This is a genomic window from Serratia bockelmannii, assembly GCF_008011855.1.
In the GTDB taxonomy this organism is placed as follows: domain Bacteria; phylum Pseudomonadota; class Gammaproteobacteria; order Enterobacterales; family Enterobacteriaceae; genus Serratia; species Serratia bockelmannii.
The window spans coordinates 332,941-352,279 of record NZ_VOUX01000002.1 but is presented as its reverse complement, the minus strand read 5'-3'; the positions used below and the strand labels follow the sequence as shown (position 1 = coordinate 352,279).

The 19,339-nt window shown below is 46.5% G+C and carries 12 protein-coding genes; 2 read left to right on the top strand and 10 right to left on the bottom strand.

Annotated features, from left to right (window positions below):
- Nucleotides 1–335 precede the first annotated feature (335 nt).
- Nucleotides 336–1,349 carry a ComEC/Rec2 family competence protein gene (locus FOT55_RS03710; RefSeq protein WP_147823126.1) on the top strand — a complete coding sequence of 338 codons (1,014 nt, stop codon included), beginning with the start codon at nt 336–338 and terminating at the stop codon, nt 1,347–1,349.
- A gap of 15 nt (nt 1,350–1,364) precedes the next feature.
- A complete protein-coding gene (locus FOT55_RS03705) occupies nt 1,365–1,571 on the top strand; it encodes a hypothetical protein (RefSeq protein ID WP_147823125.1) in 207 nt (68 codons plus the stop codon).
- 480 nt (nt 1,572–2,051) lie between these two features.
- Here the strand turns inward: FOT55_RS03705 and FOT55_RS03700 are convergent, their stop codons facing one another.
- The 10 genes from FOT55_RS03700 to FOT55_RS03655 all read right to left on the bottom strand — a co-directional run bounded on the left by FOT55_RS03700 (nt 2,052) and on the right by FOT55_RS03655 (nt 18,940).
- On the bottom strand, nt 2,052–4,703 hold the full coding sequence (locus FOT55_RS03700; protein WP_111967139.1) for a DEAD/DEAH box helicase: 2,652 nt from the start codon (nt 4,701–4,703) through the stop codon (nt 2,052–2,054).
- A gap of 1 nt (nt 4,704) precedes the next feature.
- Entirely contained in the window at nt 4,705–6,540 is a 1,836-nt protein-coding gene (locus FOT55_RS03695) for a site-specific DNA-methyltransferase (protein ID WP_147823124.1), read from the bottom strand.
- 157 nt (nt 6,541–6,697) lie between these two features.
- Nucleotides 6,698–9,847 (bottom strand): DEAD/DEAH box helicase, encoded by a 3,150-nt coding sequence (locus FOT55_RS03690; RefSeq protein ID WP_147823123.1) that lies wholly within the window; start codon nt 9,845–9,847, stop codon nt 6,698–6,700.
- Entirely contained in the window at nt 9,837–11,633 is a 1,797-nt protein-coding gene (locus FOT55_RS03685; protein ID WP_147823122.1) for a phospholipase D family protein, read from the bottom strand. Before FOT55_RS03685 ends, FOT55_RS03690 begins: the two co-directional genes overlap by 11 nt.
- Complete coding sequence (locus tag FOT55_RS03680) at nt 11,627–12,856, bottom strand: DUF6361 family protein (RefSeq protein WP_147823121.1); 1,230 nt, start codon at nt 12,854–12,856, stop codon at nt 11,627–11,629. The genes FOT55_RS03685 and FOT55_RS03680 overlap by 7 nt, the downstream gene beginning before the upstream one ends.
- Nucleotides 12,857–13,018: 162 nt before the next feature.
- Nucleotides 13,019–14,749, bottom strand: a complete 1,731-nt coding sequence (locus FOT55_RS03675) for a LeoA/HP0731 family dynamin-like GTPase (RefSeq protein ID WP_147823120.1) — start codon at nt 14,747–14,749, stop codon at nt 13,019–13,021.
- On the bottom strand, nt 14,703–16,436 hold the full coding sequence (locus tag FOT55_RS03670) for a YtxH domain-containing protein (protein ID WP_147823119.1): 1,734 nt from the start codon (nt 16,434–16,436) through the stop codon (nt 14,703–14,705). The genes FOT55_RS03675 and FOT55_RS03670 overlap by 47 nt, the downstream gene beginning before the upstream one ends.
- A 2-nt stretch (nt 16,437–16,438) precedes the next feature.
- Complete coding sequence (locus FOT55_RS03665) at nt 16,439–17,101, bottom strand: hypothetical protein (protein WP_238476088.1); 663 nt, start codon at nt 17,099–17,101, stop codon at nt 16,439–16,441.
- A gap of 182 nt (nt 17,102–17,283) precedes the next feature.
- Nucleotides 17,284–18,408, bottom strand: coding sequence for an HNH endonuclease (locus FOT55_RS03660; RefSeq protein ID WP_238476087.1), 1,125 nt, complete (start codon nt 18,406–18,408; stop codon nt 17,284–17,286).
- 223 nt (nt 18,409–18,631) lie between these two features.
- The gene (locus tag FOT55_RS03655; RefSeq protein ID WP_147823117.1) at nt 18,632–18,940 is read right to left on the bottom strand and encodes a hypothetical protein; all 309 of its coding nucleotides are present in this window, start codon (nt 18,938–18,940) and stop codon (nt 18,632–18,634) included.
- Nucleotides 18,941–19,339: the final 399 nt, after the last annotated feature.

Genomic DNA, 19,339 nt, shown 5'->3' with positions numbered 1-19,339 from the left:
AGACACAGGGGGGCTCATGGAGTTGGTTGCACAACCAGTTGGTCACTAAAGTCTATGCCTGTCTTTTTCACCCCAATTTTGTGGGGATTTCTCAGGCTGTAACGGTTTATACGGTGTTAAAACCTATCGATTTAATTGCGATAGCGCCAAGTTATCTACCATCTCATTAGCTCTATGAGATGTGAACTTAATATTTTATATTACCTTAATGAAAATTTATATTGATGGTATGACATTCTGAAAACTTGCATCATAAAGCTAGCAGTTGCGTTAAAGTATCTCAGCGAAAATACTTTAATGTTTAACTTAATGCAGTGATCATATGGGGAATTGAAATGGTGAAGGAACATTGCGGCGTAAAATCACTTATCTGTGTAATAGATAAAGAAAACATCGATATGGATTATGTTGAGGGTGAAAGCTGTATTCGCCTTACCGGTTTTGTTAGAGAAGCGATTCATGAAGATACGGAAGATATTGAGACATTTACTGTCGATATTCAACGGGACATGTTCTTTAACTTAAAGTCCCGCAAAGGCAATTCCTACATACCCTATCATATCAAAAAGTTTTATCGTGGTGAATGCTATATACTTTTAAAATTCCATGAGGTTAGGCGCTCTCAGTCTTATTATTACCGTACTTATGTTTTACCAGAAGAAAACACTGCTATGGAACAGTCTCCGATTTATTTTGAGATAGATACTCTAGCATTTGTGCATCAATACAATAATATTATCCATAATAATCAGACTATCTTTAATTTTCTTTTTCGATGCCCATCTCTGCCCGCTGGTAATTATGAGTTCAGCTTGTTGGGTAATGTAACTTTGCATTCCTATCATGTAGGGCAGGGGATGTGTTCTCTGTTGCACAATGATAGCGAAGGTTTTTTACTCGACTGCGGTGCTGGTACGCCAATCAAGCGGCTGGGATATGCCTCCTTAACTTCCAATAAATTAATTGCTGACTTAAATGGATTAAAAAAGGTTTCAATGATTCTTTCGCATTTTGATAGCGACCATCATAGGTTGCTATCCTGGGACAGCAATATTTTGGCTAAAATTGATAATCTCTATGTCCCAGCAAATATGCCTGCGGAGCTTGTTAAAGATGTAAATATCTATCCTATCGTTAAACCCTGCATCTCAATTACCATTTATTTCAATAACGGTAAGCTGCAAGCCTATCGCACCGAACCGACGTGTACGGAAAAAACAAAAAATAATCATGCGCTGATTTCTGTTATTGATTCGAATAAAGAAACAGTATTGCTGCCCGCAGATTATGTCTATTCTAAAATAGTTACGGATAAAAATTTGGATATTGCAAGATTATATTGTAAATAATATAGTTATGTAATTGTGCCACATCATGGTGATGAAGCCAGTAGTATTGGTGTTTTTAAATCAAGAAATGTATTTGCCAAAGCATTTTTTTCTGCAGGGAATCACGCGACTTATCGTCATCCTCGGAAAGCTTCGCTGGATGCACATTCTGCCGCCAAATATGAAATCATCGCTGATAATGAATATGCACAAATTGATTATTCAGTTACGCTCAATTTGTAGCTAGTGAGCGATGTTTGAGAACATTGGGCGAAATATTCATATCCCGTAGCCGACAGAGGATATATTAAAGGTTTTCGCTTATTAAATGATGATTATAATTCTGTAAGCATAGTCAAGATGGCTGAGAGGTTCATCGGGCTGGAGTTAGTTAAAATTAGCGAGGAATGCAAAAAAATATTTTTTGCTAACGCCAGGTAAGATATCAGCCGAAGCAACATAATTCTTTTGGGCTGATATCGCAGATTTAGTCCTTTTTAAGCATGAGAATTTTCGTTTCTGATGGCACAAAGCTGCCTGGAATGAACATATCATTAACATTCGATTACACAATTTTAATTACAGACAGCTACAGTTTCATAGGGTAAGGTATCGGCAGACTCAACTTCCTACAAATAAACTTGACACCCCATTTGAGCTTCGCTCCTCTTTTAAGGAGGAGCGTGAAAGTTGAAGGACGTACAATCTTAACTGGATTGATAATTAGTTCAATTCATGCACAATTTCCTGCGACCAACTGTTTTCCATGAGCATGCGGAATGAAATACCACCAGATGCCGCTTCCAAAGTAAGTTCTCCCGTATCCACCGCCGTTTTGACGTGTTCGGTCAACAATTCAAATAAGCGACGTTTGTATTCAGTGTCATCATTCCCTTTCAAATGCTCGCCCTTAGTCTCCAGTACTGAGAAACGGTAATTGCCTGAACTAGGCTCTTCGACACACACCAATAAGTCAGGGTAAACTTTCTGCTTCTGCCAACCCTGAAGACTATATTCGCGTTGATTTACCGCGATACGATGCCACCAATACACTGATTCTTGTTTATCCAAATACCAGGCGGTTTCTCGCTCTAGGCTATTAAGTCCATTTTGGTACACTTTCTCAAACAAGCTTCTTTCTAGCTCTGAGCCGTCTTTGCGACGAAGCACTTGCTCATGCTCCGTGATATTTACTTCTAAGGTTTGCGCCAGTTCCCAATTCAGTTTGTCATTGTCGGATGCGAGTAATCGAAGAGAAATATCTCCCTTTTCCAACTTGGCCCTGAAGACTTGTTCCGACAATTGAACAACCTGTTGTTTAATATCACGCTTCATTTCCTTGAGCAATTCAAGGCGATTGGTGAACAACGACTCTTCACTGACGCCATTATCACGCAAGATGTCTAAAGTGTGCGTTAATATCCGCATTGCTTGCCACGGATTGGGGATGACATCAGTAAGCTGTCGAACCATATAGGAAATATCCAATCCCACACTGGCATCAAACACTATATTTTCTTGCACTGGGTCAGCTAAATCCAATTCACCTTGGTTATCTTTTGACATTTTGTAGTCGATGCGAGCAATGGTACGTTGTAACTTGTCATTGACTAACTGAAAATTATCGGCATTCAGGTATAACAAAGACTCCCAATCTATGTCACCTAAAACGTCTCTTTCGTAATCAAATAATCTGTAGCCGTCTTCACAACGATTATCTCGATGTAAAACTCTCGGCAAAAATACTTTAGGTAAAGAGCGAAAACGCTCTCTAAGCAATAAAGTTTCTTTGGTCACTGCTGTGGCAGGCTTATTAGCTTCAGAGGCTTTGACCTGATTTGCAACATCTCCCATACCTTCTTCTTCTAAACCTTCCTTAACACCGGCAACGGCATTCATTACGTCTTGATCAAAGGTATAGACATAACATTCATCTAAGCTTGGTTTTTGCGTTAAACGCGCATGCGGCTGGCGCAGTACCCGACCAATCATTTGCGTAATCGCAGTTCTCGCAGTCATCTTAGATAACACTGTCAACACATAAGCGAAGGGACAATCCCAGCCTTCACGCAATGCATCTTTCGTAATGATGTACTTCACAGGGCACATATCACTGAGCAAATCATCATCGCCTAGTTCGTCCTTGTCTGACGTTTTCAGGCGGATTTCATTTTCATTTACGCCCAACTTATCCATCAGATACTCACGCGCATCTTCAGCATGAACAAAAGCCGAATCACGCTGATCTTTACCTGTGCGCTCTACACGGATCAGCATGATAGGGCGAATATAACGACCTGTTTCGTTCTGAAACTGCTGAGCATCGCGATCAAGTTCACTCAGCTTAGAGTGTGCGAGCAATAAAGTGTGCTTCCACTCACTTTTATCTTCATTGATTAAGTTGATTGGCAACTTAATCATTTGCTCATCTTTCAGGGCTTGCCCCGATACGTTGACCAATACATTCGAATGGTGTTTGCCGTTTGCGTTAGGGGTAGCAGATAGTTCAAGAATAAACTTCGGATTAAAGCCGCAAAGTGTATCTCTAGCCGTGTCGCTGTATGCCTTATGACCTTCGTCAATGATAATTACTGGACGGACTAACCGTAATACATTGCCTAAACTCTGCTTCACCGATACAGATCCTGGCGCGATGCCTTCCTGCCAGCCATAATCAGAGAGGTCGTTACAGTCTAAATTGCGAATTTGAGTCAGTAATGCTTCATTAGCCGTCGTATCATCCTCAATAGGGAAAAAGGTGGTGAATCGACCGCTATCACGAAACATACGGAGTGTTTCTTTAGATTGGCGTGCACTGGATTGCAGCATTAACAGCATTACACAAAGATTTTCGTCAATGTCTCGCTTTGTAAACGCATCGTTCTTTTCGAGCATTTTGACTCGTCCACCAGAAGCACGTTCTAGCATTTGCCGATAAGGATGCTCACGATTGGCTAATTGCTTCCATGTTTGCTTGTATATGGCGTCCGACGGCACCACCCAAAGCACCATGCCCGTTTGCTGTGTAAATAAGTCAGTTTGCAGTCGTTCAATCGCCGCCACACCTAATAAAGTTTTACCACCACCAGTCGGTACTTTAAGGCATACATTAGGGATAGGCTGTTCTAAACCATCGAACCTTGATACATATGGCGCAGGCACAAAATGACCACTTTTATCTTTAAGTAAATCAATTCGGCGTTCCTGTACTAGCTGTTCCCAGGCGTCTTTGGCGTAGTCGTTTATGCGTGCGTCTTTACCCTTCATTTTTTGAAAGGCAACAAAATCTTCCGCTTCTTCTTTACTTTCTGACAGAGTTTTCAGGTAGTAATCAAGCTTGTCCAGAACACCATTTTGATAGTCTTTTAACTCCATGTTATGCCCCCATAATCCGATGGATGGCGTATGGTAACTGACAAAACTCTATACGTTTTTCAGTTAAGTCTTTTTGGCTCATAAACTTAGCGACAGCAAAAGCGATAGTGCGTTTTTTAGTCGTGTTATTTTTTTCGATAATCTCAACCTTGTCAGCGTTAAGTGCAGCTTCATTAGAGCGCAGCCATTCACTTTCAGGACGGTAGAATAAGTGAATACGGAAGAGATCTGTTTCACCGATAAAACCATCAGCAGAGGCTTTCGCAACAGTTTCTAAGGATTGTCCTGTGGCAGTATAAAATACATAACGTGCCAATGCGTCAAATGATGGCATTTTTTCGCCAGTCAATAGAGTTTCAATTTGAATGGGCTCGCCCAAGGTACAATAGGTAAAGCTTCCACCAATACCTGGGGCAAATTCATCGATTTTTCGCTCACCGGTAACAGTTAGAACGCCATCTTTCAGATCTTTTTTTATCTTATCGAATTCTTTATTATGCTTCGCTTCAACTTTAGCGATTTTTTCAAGTAACTCGGTATGTTTTTTCTCAAATATTGACCAAGTGATTTTTTCAGTAAGCAGTTCTTTTTTTTGCTTACCTTTAAAAGAATAACCTTTTATGACTCCGCGAACACGAGCTGCTGTAGTGCGATCACAATAATCCTCACACTCGATTAGAATAAACTTGCGATTTCCGCCATCAATTCTATTCATCTCTAGAACCGCATGAGCTGTAGTCCCTGAACCCGCAAAAGAATCTAAAATTACAGCTTCTTTATCTGTTGCTATTTCCAATACCCTCTGAATCAACTGATATGGCTTTGGTGTAAGAAAATCTGTTTCAACATCACCAAATATATCGAGCAAAGTTTTCTTCGCGTCTTGATTACCCTTCACATCTTTATATGTCCACCAGCTGCGAGCTATTACTCCCTTATCTTCATTTGGGTCGTAATAAGCCTTCTTCGTCGGCATTGCATCACCTTTTTTACCGAAATAAATTTCGCCAGCGTCCATCTGCCGTATAAATTCATGTTCAGGCAAAGCCCAATGCCTACCTTTAGCTGGTTTAACTACTCTCCCTGATGGTAATGTAACTTCATAGCGATATTTTTCTCGACGTTCGCTATCTTCCGTACGTACATCCAACGGATATGTTCTCCAGGGCCCATTAGGGTCATTATCTGGATTCTTATAGCGACCGATCTGCTCTTCATTTTTAGCAAGATAATTCCAACCATGATCGACAAACTGCGATGTTTTTGAATAAACTAAAACATAATCATGATCCGTACTGATAACCCTACCATTACTTTTAGGTGTATAGGTTTTTTCCCATGCACAACAAGCAACGAAGTTGTCTTCACCAAATATCTCATCAAAAAGCAAGCGGGCTCTGTGGATCTCATTATCATCCAGAGTCATCCAAATACTGCCTTCATCAGCCAACAACTCTTTCAAAAGAGCCAACCTAGGCCACATCATGCATAACCACTTGTCATGACGCTCTAGATCCTCTTTATCAACAGGATTTGCTGATTTTTTAAGCCACTCTTGCATGAGCGGTGAGCGTACATTGTCGTTATAGCACCAGCCTTCATTACCCGTGTTGTAAGGCGGATCGATAAAGATACAGTCCACCTTACCTGCATGGGTTGGCAGCAAAGCTTTAAGGGCTTCTAGATTATCACCGTGGATGATCAGGTTGTCATCGAGTGAAGGTGAGCTGCCTTCTAGTGGTAAAGATTTATCCGTTTCTACTTTTAACTCGCGAAAAGGTACGCTCAGATGATGGGAATAAACAAACTGCTTACCTTTAAAATCCAAAGTTGGCATACATATTCCTTAACTTACTAATTCTAATGATTAAATTCTGTTAGTTAGCTTGGTTGGTTTTGTTAGGTTACATCCTATCATAAAGGGATAGTCTTATCGGTAACTCTCCGACCAACTAACCTTATGGCTACAAAAGGAGGCGGATACCTTCAGTGGATCACACCTTTGGTGGTTCAAGAGAGATAAGCCACTGTGCCATATCCGTTAAAGACTCATCGCCACTATGTTTCAGGCCGAACAGTAAATCTTCCTGGCGCGGCTGGCCAAAGACAATACGGTAGAGTGCAAGTTCTCGCTTGAGCCGCTTAAACTTAATGCTTTCTTTGCTGTACGGCAGTATGGGAACCCTGCGTTCGACGCGAGAGGTCCCTTCTTCAAAAATCCAGTAGGGAATCAGATCCGACTGTCCAGCTTTGCGCTGGCTTGCCGCAAGCGCGAAGAGCTGTGCCCATGGATCTGCACTTTCTGCCAGTGAATACAGTGCACTCAAACCATAATGCTCGGCAATATTCTTCCTTACCGCATGGCCCTTATAACGGTGTACTCGTCCTTCACGCTGTTCTAGATCGACCGGGTTTGACGGTAGATTCCAGTGCATCACCGCATGACACCAGGTGTGAAAATCGAGCCCCTCTTGCCCGATTGAGGTGGAAGCCAATACAAAGGGGTGGAAGGGGGAGTTAAACGCATCTTTTACCGATTCAGCATGTGCGACGGCTTGATCCGTGTCGTCTCTCAACTGACCGTAGCGTAAAGCAAAGCGACAACGTGTATATAAATCGCTCCAGGTATAATTGCCCTTGTTCGTTTTGAACTCTTCAACATTCAATTGTGTGGTACGCAGTGAAACCACAGCTTGAATACGGGACGCAATAGCCGCCAGTTGCTCCCCGGCTGGCTCATGCTGTAACCCCATCGACTCCAGCAGCGTATGGACATACTCATCCAGCATGGCCTGAATGTTGCCATCAATGCCATAACGCAGTGTTAGCCGCCAGTAAGTATCATCCCCGGTGCCGCGCAGAAGCGAAATGCTCTCTGCCAGGTTGTAGAGCGAACGAAATCCAGAGGCTATCTTCGCTGCGGCAGACAACATCTCTGCCGAATCGATTCTCAGTCCTGTGCCGATACGGCTGAGCGCCCGGAGGGCACATGTGCCGGGGCTGGCAAGCGCGAAGTCACAGAGAACCTCTGTCAGATCGTCAGGGCGTGGGCCGAGAGGGATGTCACCATTTGCCATCCCGGCAAACTGATCGATATGTTCCTGGAAGTTCTCAGCCGGTTCATCCTGGGATGGCCCGGTGTACCAGTAATGTTCACCCTGCCACCAGTCTGGCGTTGCGGTACGGGCATCCAACAACGCTGGGGCTGCCCAGTACCAGCGTTCGTCCGCACGGGGCCCCGGCCCGCCATTGCCCAGTGTCTCAAGCAGCGCTTCACATTTCGCTGTTGCAATCGCTCTTACGGCCTTCACGCTCAGCGGCTCGCCGGCGTTTTGGCGGGCAATTTCAAGTGGATCGATATGACGTGCGAGCGTCGGTGACGGTAGCATCCAGGCAATAACGGGCATGCCGGTGAGGCGACCATCTTTTGATGATTTCGCAAAATTGAGCAGGGGTTTTACTTTTTTCTTGAACTGGCTGTGCAGAATTTGGGGATCGGAACCAATCATGCGTCGTTCGGCTTCATAAGAGCAGACAGTGGCAATTGCATTGGGTACTGCACTCCAGGCGGAAAAGACCAGCGTTTTGGTCAGGCTGCCTTTGTTGGCATATACCCCGTCTGGTGTCACGTAAGGCAGTGATGGCGGCATCCACAAAAGCTGCCACATGCCTTTATCCAGCGTGTCTTCAAACAGCATCCGCATACGGGGATTTGCGGCATCTAACGGTTGGTAGCGTTCCAGCTTTGCCTTCGTCAGCAACTGAGGTTTTGCTGATTTAACGAGTTTACGCAACGCATCAGAAGGGGATTTCAGTGCCTTATCCATAAGGGTTCGTAATTCGTAATGTTTCAGGAAATTGAAAAGATAAGGTATCGATTTCCAGTATTCGAGGATATCGCGAGCTTGTACTTCCATGGCTACGCCATCAACGGCTGCCGCGTGATAAAGGTCGGCTGGCGTAATCATTGCCGGTTGCGAGACTTCTTTCGTCATCGCATCCAACTTTTGAGTCATCGTTACCCGTTCGGTACGGCACATTACCTGTAATAAAGCCTGCTCCAGTGCTTTTTTTGTCTCCGCTGCGTTTTCTGAAGCGTGCAATGCGGTACGGTGATGGAGCAAGTGCCGCTGAATATCTTTGATTTGACTGTCATCGTTGTACAAAAACTGCAATGTACGGATAAAGTCGGCGTAGTGGTTATCTTCTTCGCTTTCCTGATCGAGGGTGAACATTTTATACGGGGTCGCTGAGAGCAAGAGCACGCGCACGTCGGGCTGCTCAAAGAGCGCTTTGGCCAGCAGTGCGGCTTCATCGTCACCATCGAGTAAGGCTTTAAATCGCTGAAATTCATCAAGGATAACCAGATCGGGTTCCAGCGCAGATAAGCACACGGAAGCCAGTTTGCTTCTGAGTTTGCCGATCAGGGCGTAACGCAGTTCAGAATCGTGTGTTTCGCCGTCCTCGTCATTATCGGCAAAACATTCACAACCTTCTTTGAGTTGAGCGTACAGTTCGGTATCGTCCAGAACCTGGCGGCGAAAATCTTTTGCCAGTTCCCTGTCAATGTCGTCGACAGAAAGCTGGTCAACCGCGGAACACCAGCCTGGCCGATTTGCTGTTGCCTGAAGCAGGTTAAGCATACCCATGCGTAAACGTTCACGACGCTCGCCTTTAGCCAGCGGTAAATCGTACAAAATGCGATACAGGATCGCGCGCTCTTCTTTATGGCCGCCACGACTGCGGGTATGATCGAGGGCGGTATTCGGCGTTAGACTGATAAAATTGATTCTGTTTTTGCGCAGAGACCGTACCTGTTTTGGCAGGAGTGTCAGGCGGGTTGAGTGCGAAAATTGCGTCTCATTGCTGACATTCAGGCGCTTGATATTCTGCGCAGCGATAGCCGCATTTGAACAGATATAAATGATGTCGATACGGTCAACTTTATCCTGTAAATGCTCGATGGCTTTGGCGATGATGCCGCGGGCAACCATCGTTTTTCCCAGACCAACTTCATCGGCGACCAGAAAGCGATTTTGCTGTTTATCACCGTAAAATTGCTGAAAAACATAATTTACGGTGCGTTGCTGAAAATCTTTCAATCCCGTGAGCGGGGCGATAATACTGGGGTGCTTATCGGCCATTTCGTCCTCCCATGGCTGATTCAAATACGGCCCACAAAGCAAGAAAATCTTGCGGAATCATGTCGCTTTGTCCTTTGCGCATATTGCCAATCAGCGCGGCGATATCTTTTAAGCGTTCAGGCTCACGGCTATAGATACGCGTCAGCTCTTCCAGCACGGCAAATTCTTCGCCACTGGCAAGCCTTGTAAAGAAATGGCCATCGCCAAAGGCGTTTTCGGCAAAGAAGGATTGCTGTCCCGCCTCGCCTATCAACATCAACAGATAACGCAGAAAATCCTGTTTCTGCATGCTGCTTTGTAAAATCATTGCGTGGCGATCGGGGGGTAAGGTATCAATCGGCAGATTGAGGACAAATCTGACCGATACATCCGGGTGCGATGTTTTAAGGGAAAACGCTGTCAGCCCGGTAATGGCTGGGACTGAAAACTCACCGAGTGCTCTTTTATTCCCATCGGCCGGGTCCAGCAGGCTACAGCCAAGTCCGTCTGATACCGTCACGGGCCACGCAGTTACCTGCACGATACCCGGTAGCTCAGGAATTTCACCGACAAGCCACAATGCCCAGCTTTGGTCGTTTCCACCGGGGTGACAGTGAAGAGTCAATTCGGCGTCGGCGAGCAACTCACGTGCCTGTTCAACGTGGGACTCGGCTTCTACACGCAGGACATCGGGTTCAAACGGCTGGGCAGGGTCGAAATCTTGCAGATAGCTTTCCATTCCATCGCTGCTCAGAAGGTCATCAATGGTGCCTATGTGCTTTTTCTTACCCTTGAGCGAAACTAAAATTTCGCAGTTCGTTTTCCCCAGTAGTGCTGCGTTGGTGGCATTTGCTGAACCCAGAACCAGCTCGCTGTCCTGGCCATTTTCAAACAGATACGCTTTGGCATGCAGGCCGGAAGCGATGATGTCGTCAGGGGTATTCTCGTCGGATGCTTGCTCTTCTGCGGCATCGTCAAGGTGAAGCTGACGTGTGAAAAGGCCGCGCGTCTCTTCACTCAAGGCAAGCAGAGTGTCCGGGCGTGAAATCAGCGCATCGGCTTGCTGGCAATGCTTCACGATGTGTTGCAGTGCCTCGTCGGTGCAAAATGGTGAGATAACCACCGCGCGTTCCGATTCGGGTGGCTGCCAGTCGTATCCTTCGCCAGGCAGGAAAAACGCGACCTCATCAAAGCCAGCGGGACATTCCCATTCCACATACAACAGTTCATCTGCAAAGCGCTGCGCCTGCGCTCGGCGATGTTTCGCCATTTTTCCCGTCGCCCGTTTGGGCAGTGTGGAGAATAAATGCACCAGCGCTTTATTGGCACTTTGCTTACGTTTTACGGGGTAGCCGTCCAGTTGCAAAGAGAGGTCCCAGGATGAATCGGTAGTTAAATTTCGACTCAGTACGACCAGCCGGTACATCACTTCGTCTGTTTCAGGATTGATAAAACGGATCGCCCAGGTTTTGGGGTGAAAGACTCCGCGGCCTTTGGCTGTTGATTCAGCAATCATCTCCTCAAGCAGGCCGAATAAGGGGTTGGGCTTGAGCTTTATGGGGATTTGAATACGCCCTTTTTGGACGTACACCGTGATCCGTTCGGAATAACGACGAATGGCTTCAAAAATGGACAGCGGATCCTGAGCACGATTGCTGTCAGTCGCTGTGAACGCCAAATAGACAGGCGCCTGCAGTAAAAATACCGGGTCGAGTGAAAAGCTGGTGGCGATGGCTTCATCAAACACCATGCCGGGTGGAGAGGTCAGTGCCGAAGTATATAAGCTGCGATTGTTGGGGTTTAACATTCTTCTCTCCTGAGACCTTGCGCCAGATCGTTAAGCACTATCTGGACGTTATGCCAGCGATAAACCAGCCGCAAGGTTCCGGCATATCCACTCCATTGCTCCAGTGCACGTCTGTTTTTAAAGCGTGAACGCGGGCCTTTAAGCGCTATTTCGCGGGCACGGATAAGTGCACAGGCTTCTTTACTGGTGAGTAATGTCCCAGAGGATTGTCGGATAAGGGTAATCCACTGTCCCACAAAGCGGCGGGTCTTGAGACTAATGCTATAGTCCGGCCCGGCGGTGAGTTCCCACATGCGCTCGAGCGACCAGGTCGAGATGTCCTTGCGGGGGAGTGAGGTAAACCAAGCGACGAAGCTGTCATGGTGTTGAGACAGAAGGTCGTTATCTGCTCGTTCTTTGGCAAGTAAATAGTTATAAAGCAGGGCTGCGCCGTGCATCGCATAAGAAAAAAGCCGCGCGTGAGTCAACAGTTCCTTGAGATCGTCCGGGAATTTCGCGTAATCCGGATGTTCCCATGGTGAACTCACATCTGCTGGTTCGCTATGCAGCGTCAGCCAAGCCAACAGACTGCCTTTGCAGGACAATTGAATACGGTCGCGAAGAAAGCTGGCTTCCTGGCGTGTTAGTGCAAACGTTGCATCATCAGGAAAATTGGGCGGTGGCGCAGGCAGGCTGGAGTGCCAGCTCTGGGCTGGTTTGTACAAGCTGGTGTCGCCCATATCACCACGATTTTCTTCTTTATATTTCTGCTCACTGATTTCAGTGCGTGAGCGATAAAGTTCATCAACACGTCGATGATATTCTTCCTGCGACCACAGGATCTCGCGAATACCCCAGCGCCGCAGCCCAGACCAGTAAACGGAGCTGGGCAGGCGTTTAAGCTTTTCGCGTGAGTTTTTACCAAATGTACCGGCCGAATCTTCTTCGAGCCGGGAGAGGGGAATAATTAAGGCGCGTTCGTCCCGGTCGGCCTGGGAACCAAAGTTTGCAGCGGATATGCGTTTATTTTCGAGACGCTGATAGATCCATGGAACAAAAAGCATGTAGCGTAAACGGGTTTGAATGGTGCTGGTTCCTGGAAATAGTTGTTCAGCAAAACTATCTCTGATAGTGCCGATACCCAGCTCATCTCGGCTCTCTTTTTGTTGAAAGAGCGCAAGAATATTTAACGTTTTGGCCTGTGCGTTTGCATCGTGATCAAGCCAACCTAACGCGGATGCCATACCTATTTCCTTGGTTTAATTTATGATCTGCTGCTTGCTTTTGCATACATTTTTCATAGCTCGTTAATCGCCAGTTTTAGACTGATAGAAGTACCTCTTAAAGAGCCAATATTTTACCGCTCTACCGCCACCGATTTCTGAAGAGGTAGAGCGGCATTCAAATCAGACTGATGGGGCTACCGGCGCGGGCAGCGTTAAATGTGCAAGTTGTGACTGGATAAGGGTCAGTTTTTGCTGGCTCTCACGAATAGCGTGGCTTTTCCCCATCATTTCAGTGATGACCAGTTCCATGTTTTGAATCTGCGGCGCAAAAAAGGCGAACATTTTTTCATCTGAGATCAGCACGTCATAGATATCTTTAAACGGCTCTTTAATGATTTTCACCAGCGAGGCTTTTACTTCTTCCAGTTCCCGCTCCCGCTCATGTGCTTTATAGGCATCCCATAGATCGGAGCCAATCGTAAACGCTGCGCCCGCTGGGCCTGCCCATTTGGCAATACCTCCGGCCAGTTTGGTGGCCTGCCAAGGTTTAAATTTATAGACATATCCCGTGAGTTTGCCAATCGTATCGCGTGCAGCAAAAATAGTCGTTTTCAGCGTCGCCGGGCTAATTTTCGACACGCCCTGAAAGGCCCCGCCAAGGGAGCGAAAAGCACCTTCGCTCAGGCCGCTTAAAAAGCTTTCACTGGAGTTTAGCTGACGAGTGATGTCATCAGATAAGCGTTGTGTGACCGCTGTCGACTGATCGAAAAAACGATCGACAGACAGCTTAATGCGCAGGTGAAGTTTAAAGCCAACCCCCTCTTGCGTATATCCCAGTTCATCGTCCATAAACGGGCGGATATCTTCCAGGCTGAGTGGACGCAGCTGACTCATCAGCTGTTTTTCCATCTGGTTCAGCTCTTCAAATAGTTCACCAGCCAGCCTTTTAACCTCTGTACGACTCTGCGTTATATCGTTACGAAAGCGACGCGTATCCTCTTCATTTTTCTCAACAAAGGTATTTAGTTCGTTGAGCTGTAAGCTCGCCTGTGTAACGCGCTTACTAACAATATCCTTCACAACGTCCATGCCGGTTTTCGCCAAAAGTACTTCAGGTACATTGGCTTTCAGAATCTCGGCAGCGGTGTTTTTAAGATCGTTAATGCGCGAGCGGCTTTCGTAATGTTCAGGTTTGCCGAACCAGAATGGCAGACCGCGACCGTTTGGATTTGAGGCTATGCATACGATCTTCAACCGTTCGCATTCTGCCGCGTTGAGATTAGCGGCGCGCTGCAATTTGCTTTTCAAATTCTCTTTTTTTATGACCGCCTGCTCGTCAAACAACACTTGGTTCGTTAGGTTAGCTACTTCATCCATTTTATTAATCACAAAGATGGTTGAAGACAGCTTATTCAGGTCGCGCAAAACCCATTTTACGATGTCGTTGTGGCTTTCTTTAAGCGGATTGGTGGCATCAACCACGTAAAAAATCAGATGCGCTTCAGAAATATAGCGTTTGGTCAGGTCTTCATATATCACTTGTTTACCGTCGATCTCGCGCTCCTTATCACCAAATAGCCCCGGCGTATCGACAATCTCACATTGGCCTGGCAAGCCCTCTGGTTTGTAAATACTCAACCGATCGGAGGACTCATCCATGGAGATATTCATATCTTCCATGATTTTGCCCATCCAGGCGGCGATAACGCTGGTCTTGCCGTCGGAAAACGCGCCAAGCAACGCAATGCGCAGTACATCAGATTCAACGGCGGTAATAGCGGAAGCTATTTTTTGTAGGTCATCACCAATGTCTATCTCCATTTCACCCAGCGTCTCTAACATGCTGCGCAATTGTAATAGCGAATCAATGGCTGCCTGCTTCTCTATACTGAACTGTTTGAATTGTTCCATAAGGCATCGTCTCAAGTTGATTTTTTAATCGTGTTATTCGGATAATTTGCGTTTCAAAAATTGTAATTGGCTGCTGCAAGGCACTCTGCATATCATTTATTTTTTTCAACAGGCCGCTTTGGAGTTCTTTATCTATGGCTGCAACCAGTTTCTGGGCCTCTGCGGGCACGCCGTCCAGGGCTTTCTCCCTCGCCCCCTCCAGCTTGTCACGCACTTTTCTCTGTGCTTTGCGAATTTTTGACGATTTGCTGGTAAAAAAGCCGATCACCGTCATGACCACGCCCACAAGCGCCCCAGCTATGGCACCAATTGCTGTTCCAATCACCGGGAATGCGCTGCCGATAGTGCCACCTGTCATCGCATAGCTGCCAATTTTGAAAACCATAGAGCCAAAATCGCCCAAACCAAGGTCGTAGCCCAGTACCATATCACTACCAAAATTGATGCCGCCGCTACGCTCAAAACTAACGCGTTGTTGAAATTCCACATGCTTGATATCTTCCAGCAGGCGCTCCACCGCCTGAAGCATCTGTTGCTGTAGTACCTCCACGGCTTGTTCTGTATCCTTCAGCATTTCTTCCTCAACGCTGATGCGTCGTTTTTTAAACTCGCGCTGAATCCGTTGAGATATCGTGTCGCTATCGCCGAAATCGTCTTCGACAATAGCGTCACTGGCATCCGCCAGCTCGTTAAAAAAGGTATTCCAGCGGTTGCGGCGGTTATTCACAATACGGCGTTCAAACTCCGCAACTGCATTCCTGAATGCAACCCGACATTTTTCAAACTCCGGCTCCGTCTTTTTCAGAAAGCGTCGATGGCTGGTTAACTGCTCCTCCAGCACCTGTAAATATTGCCCCAACGTCTCACGGACTTTGCCTTTATTGCTTTCGACAATATCTTCACGGAAGGTAGCAACTTTATTTCTGATGGTCTGTGCAACCGCGTCAATCTGGCTAAATGTCCGCATTTCCTGACGGCTAGGGAACACGTCCAGAAACTCCTGTTGGGATACTACCAGGTTATGCTCCCGGGAAGGGTGAATGCTCGTACTTTGCGTACTGTCGTCATACGCCAGCGCCGAAAATGCAAGCAACCCCTGAACACAATGGCCCTTCTGTAGCACTACCGCCCCTAAGACTGGAGCCAGCGCTTCAACGGTCTGGCGTAGTGCGTCGCCAGCACCGCCCTGCTGAGCGAGCTCCAGACGATCCTCTTCGAACTCATAGGCTTCGGAAAAACCACGAACGTTGACCAGCGGATAAACCTGCGTGCCATATTCTAGATATGACTTAATTTTCTCTGCAGTCGCAGTTTCGGGTTTCTTGTTGGTCCCGTTGACGTAAACCACCATATGTGCTTGCGCAATGGCTTCTTTCACAAGATGAACGTAGCGGGTCTCATTACCTTCAATCCCCGGTACGTCAATCAGTTGAAAGTCTTTATCGTCGATATGTAACGTGTAATGGGTATTTCCTTTGGTAAAATCTGACTCGCCAGTACCAATAATTAAGCCATCGACGCGCTTTGCCGTATTTTTTAACTTTTCCGTCCGGATAACTGACTGGATAAGACACGACAAACTTTGATCCAGTAATTTCTGAATGTTGAGCGCCGATTTACGTTCGCTGAGGCTGACATCAGCCAGCCGTTCAGGGTTTTTCTCTGCAAGATAAAGTGCATCACTCATCCCTAATGCCCCGTCAGGAGATTAATTAGCAGAACTGCTCCAGCACCAACTACCACCCCCACAAAGGCAGTGACAAGCAGGGTGATACGCGACTTAGTACTGGTTCGCTGTTGCAAAATTTGTAGACGCGACTGACTTTCATTTTGTTCCAGCAACTGATGTGCTTTATTCGCCTCTTCTTCCATTTTTAATCGTAAGGCACTTTCATTGGTAATGATTTGCTGCAAGCGGATGGCGGAAAAACTCATAGCACTAATTTTATCGACAACATCGCTGTAAATCCGCCCTAAATCATCGCGTAATTGCGTCAAGTGCTCGCGCAGTTCTTGCTCGGCTTTTTGTAGATCGTTTTGATTATTTTGCAGCAATTGTCGGCGGGAGGTTTCATCAAACACTATCCGCAGAGATTCGATAATAGTACTTTTGCCCGCGTTGGTTTCGCCAAAAAACGCGAGCGTAAATTTGTCCCACTCGGCATGTTCCTGCAGATAGGATAACTTCTGGTTGAAAGTATTCTGCAGAATCTGCAGTTGCGCCGTCATCGCATTAAGCTGCTTTTTAGCAGCTTCGTTCTCGACGTGAAGTCCTGCAATATCAGCTAATGTTTGCTCAATGTTACGTCCCACGTCGGCATAAAGCCGGTTGAAGTCCTCAGAGGTATTCATTTTTAAATCTCATTAGTGTTCTGTCTTCGCCGGTTTGCTTAGCCACGTAGTCTCCCCGGCAGGCTTACGTGATGTTACTTAACTTGGAGGCAATCTTACCGTTGAAGCAAAAGTAAAACCATTTCGACGGAAAGTTAACATGCCAGTGCCTGGCTCAGTCCACACGCTGTTGAAGGCAACTTTTAACCGATAGCTGCCTCTTTCAACTCCAACTTCACCATCAGCTTCTTGTTCACCTCTTTCCCATCCACCCCGCTATGAATCCGCCGATGGCAAGTTGGGCAGATGGCGCCCACCCACTGCGGGTGATCGGGACCTTCGTCGGCTAAGCGTTTAGTGTGATGGGGTTCAAGGTAGGGCTCGCCGTTCCTTTTCTTGAATGGTGCCGGCTGGTCGCAGGCTTCACAGATGCCATTGGCGCGCCGCAGCACGTATTTTTTTACGTCTTCGCTGCGTTTGAACCAGGATTTTTTGCTGTCGCTCTGTTGGCGCTGGCCCGATTGTTTTGAGGACTGCAGTGCCTTCTTGCGTAACTGTTCGAGCGTTTCTGTCTGCGTATCGGCTTCATCGGTGTCTGCATCTTCTTCAACCGCGTGCAGTGATGAGACTTTGAACAGGTTAAAGGTAATGCCTTGGCGCATGTTATTTTCTAAGTCTAAGCACTGAATATGATCCCAAGAATCACACTCGAACATGCCAAGATAGCGAACGCCTTTTTCTTTCTTGTTGTCTTCGAACAGGAAGATGTCTTTGCCATCTTTTTTATGGTCGCGGATGGATTTATTACCTCGAATAAATTCCATATCGCCTTTTTGGCCTTCCCCCGTATAAGAGAAGCTGCCTTCGGCTGTCCATCCATCTTTATAGCCGTAGGTTTCGCCGCTTTCTCCGGTGAAGATAAAGATCACCGGAAATTCCCGTGGGGTCCAGATACCGCCTTGCAGCTGCCCGCCGTAGAGCTCGATAAGTGCTTTGCGTGTGTACAGTTTGCCCTCGGTTAAATAGTCAAAAGGATGTGGCGTTTCGACGATCTCAAAACCGAGATCTTTGAGAAATTGGATGTCTTTTTCCGTTCCGCTATCGGCGTTGATTCCCTTTAACGGATAGCCATGCTGCTCACTGTATGCTCTAGCGGCAATGCCGCGGATGTCGTACTTCTCGCCATTATAATGAAGGGTGTGTTTTTTAAATCGCTTAATTTTATGTTGTTTTAAGAATTCATCTCGGCCAAGTTTCTTATATTCTTCGATGGCTTTTAAAACGAATTCTTTTGAGGATAACGCCTCTATTGCAGTTGCCAAAACCACTCCCTCACATTGCCGAGTAGACTCTGAGCAATGTGCTTGCTGACGAGAGCAGTATGCATCAATACCCAGCAGTTAACTCATCGATTTACCGAATGTGTTAACTATGCCAGGTAGGGGAGGAAATGCCTACCTTGATGAATGTTTTTGTTGTGATATGTCAGTCAGATCTATTGGAAATCGTGGGTGGGAAGGGCGATGAGTATCGCCCTGATTGTCGCTTACGTTAGCCGCAGGTTTCCATCTCCCGCAGTGCACGCCCATAAAGGTTACACAACACAGGAACCAGATGCGCTGTAGCGTTGAGACAACGATTCAACTGTTCCCAGTCTTCGGCATCCAACTGCGGGGTCTTTTGCAGTAAATGGCCGAACAGCATCAGGCCGTGGCACAGACCTTCCGCCTGTTCGGCAGAGAGGGCAGCCAGGTCTAAAAGTTCAGAGGGGTTAAAAGCGCTGAGATCGAGGTGGTCAAACAGTTGGCGGTAGAGGGAAAGGGTGCTTGCAACGGATTCTGTAGTGGGAGTCTTTGTCATGGGTGCATCTCCGTATGTCATTAGCTAATGACTATCACCAGAGACGCTAAACTCGGGTGGTAGCCCAGACGGGGTTAGCGTCTCCGGGACATACGAACCGGCGCTTCTTGCGAAGCCCCCGCCTGAGTCACCATTATTTGGAGTGAACTAAAGCTGCTGCATTATTACATAATACAGCGGTAGTATGTCAGATTCGGAACGCTAACTCCGGCTGCGGATTTTGCCGCAGCGGAAAAACTATAACGTTATCAGTAAAAGGAAGAAATAAGCTGTATGGAATTACAGTTTATTTACTTTTAGGATTGGAATGTACCTCGCAATTCGGCATATCATCTTTGCGTTGAATTATCAGCAATCCATTCATGGATAATATTTCCTCATTAAGATTTATAAATATTT

Bases quoted from the DNA above. Each gene is read 5' to 3' on its own strand.
- FOT55_RS03710 (WP_147823126.1), top strand. From the start codon at position 336: ATGGTGAAGGAACATTGCGGCGTAAAATCACTTATCTGTGTAATAGAT.
- FOT55_RS03700 (WP_111967139.1), bottom strand. From the start codon at position 4,703: ATGGAGTTAAAAGACTATCAAAATGGTGTTCTGGACAAGCTTGATTAC.
- FOT55_RS03695 (WP_147823124.1), bottom strand. From the start codon at position 6,540: ATGCCAACTTTGGATTTTAAAGGTAAGCAGTTTGTTTATTCCCATCAT.
- FOT55_RS03690 (WP_147823123.1), bottom strand. From the start codon at position 9,847: ATGGCCGATAAGCACCCCAGTATTATCGCCCCGCTCACGGGATTGAAA.
- FOT55_RS03685 (WP_147823122.1), bottom strand. From the start codon at position 11,633: ATGTTAAACCCCAACAATCGCAGCTTATATACTTCGGCACTGACCTCT.
- FOT55_RS03680 (WP_147823121.1), bottom strand. From the start codon at position 12,856: ATGGCATCCGCGTTAGGTTGGCTTGATCACGATGCAAACGCACAGGCC.
- FOT55_RS03675 (WP_147823120.1), bottom strand. From the start codon at position 14,749: ATGGAACAATTCAAACAGTTCAGTATAGAGAAGCAGGCAGCCATTGAT.
- FOT55_RS03670 (WP_147823119.1), bottom strand. From the start codon at position 16,436: ATGAGTGATGCACTTTATCTTGCAGAGAAAAACCCTGAACGGCTGGCT.
- FOT55_RS03665 (WP_238476088.1), bottom strand. From the start codon at position 17,101: ATGAATACCTCTGAGGACTTCAACCGGCTTTATGCCGACGTGGGACGT.
- FOT55_RS03655 (WP_147823117.1), bottom strand. From the start codon at position 18,940: ATGACAAAGACTCCCACTACAGAATCCGTTGCAAGCACCCTTTCCCTC.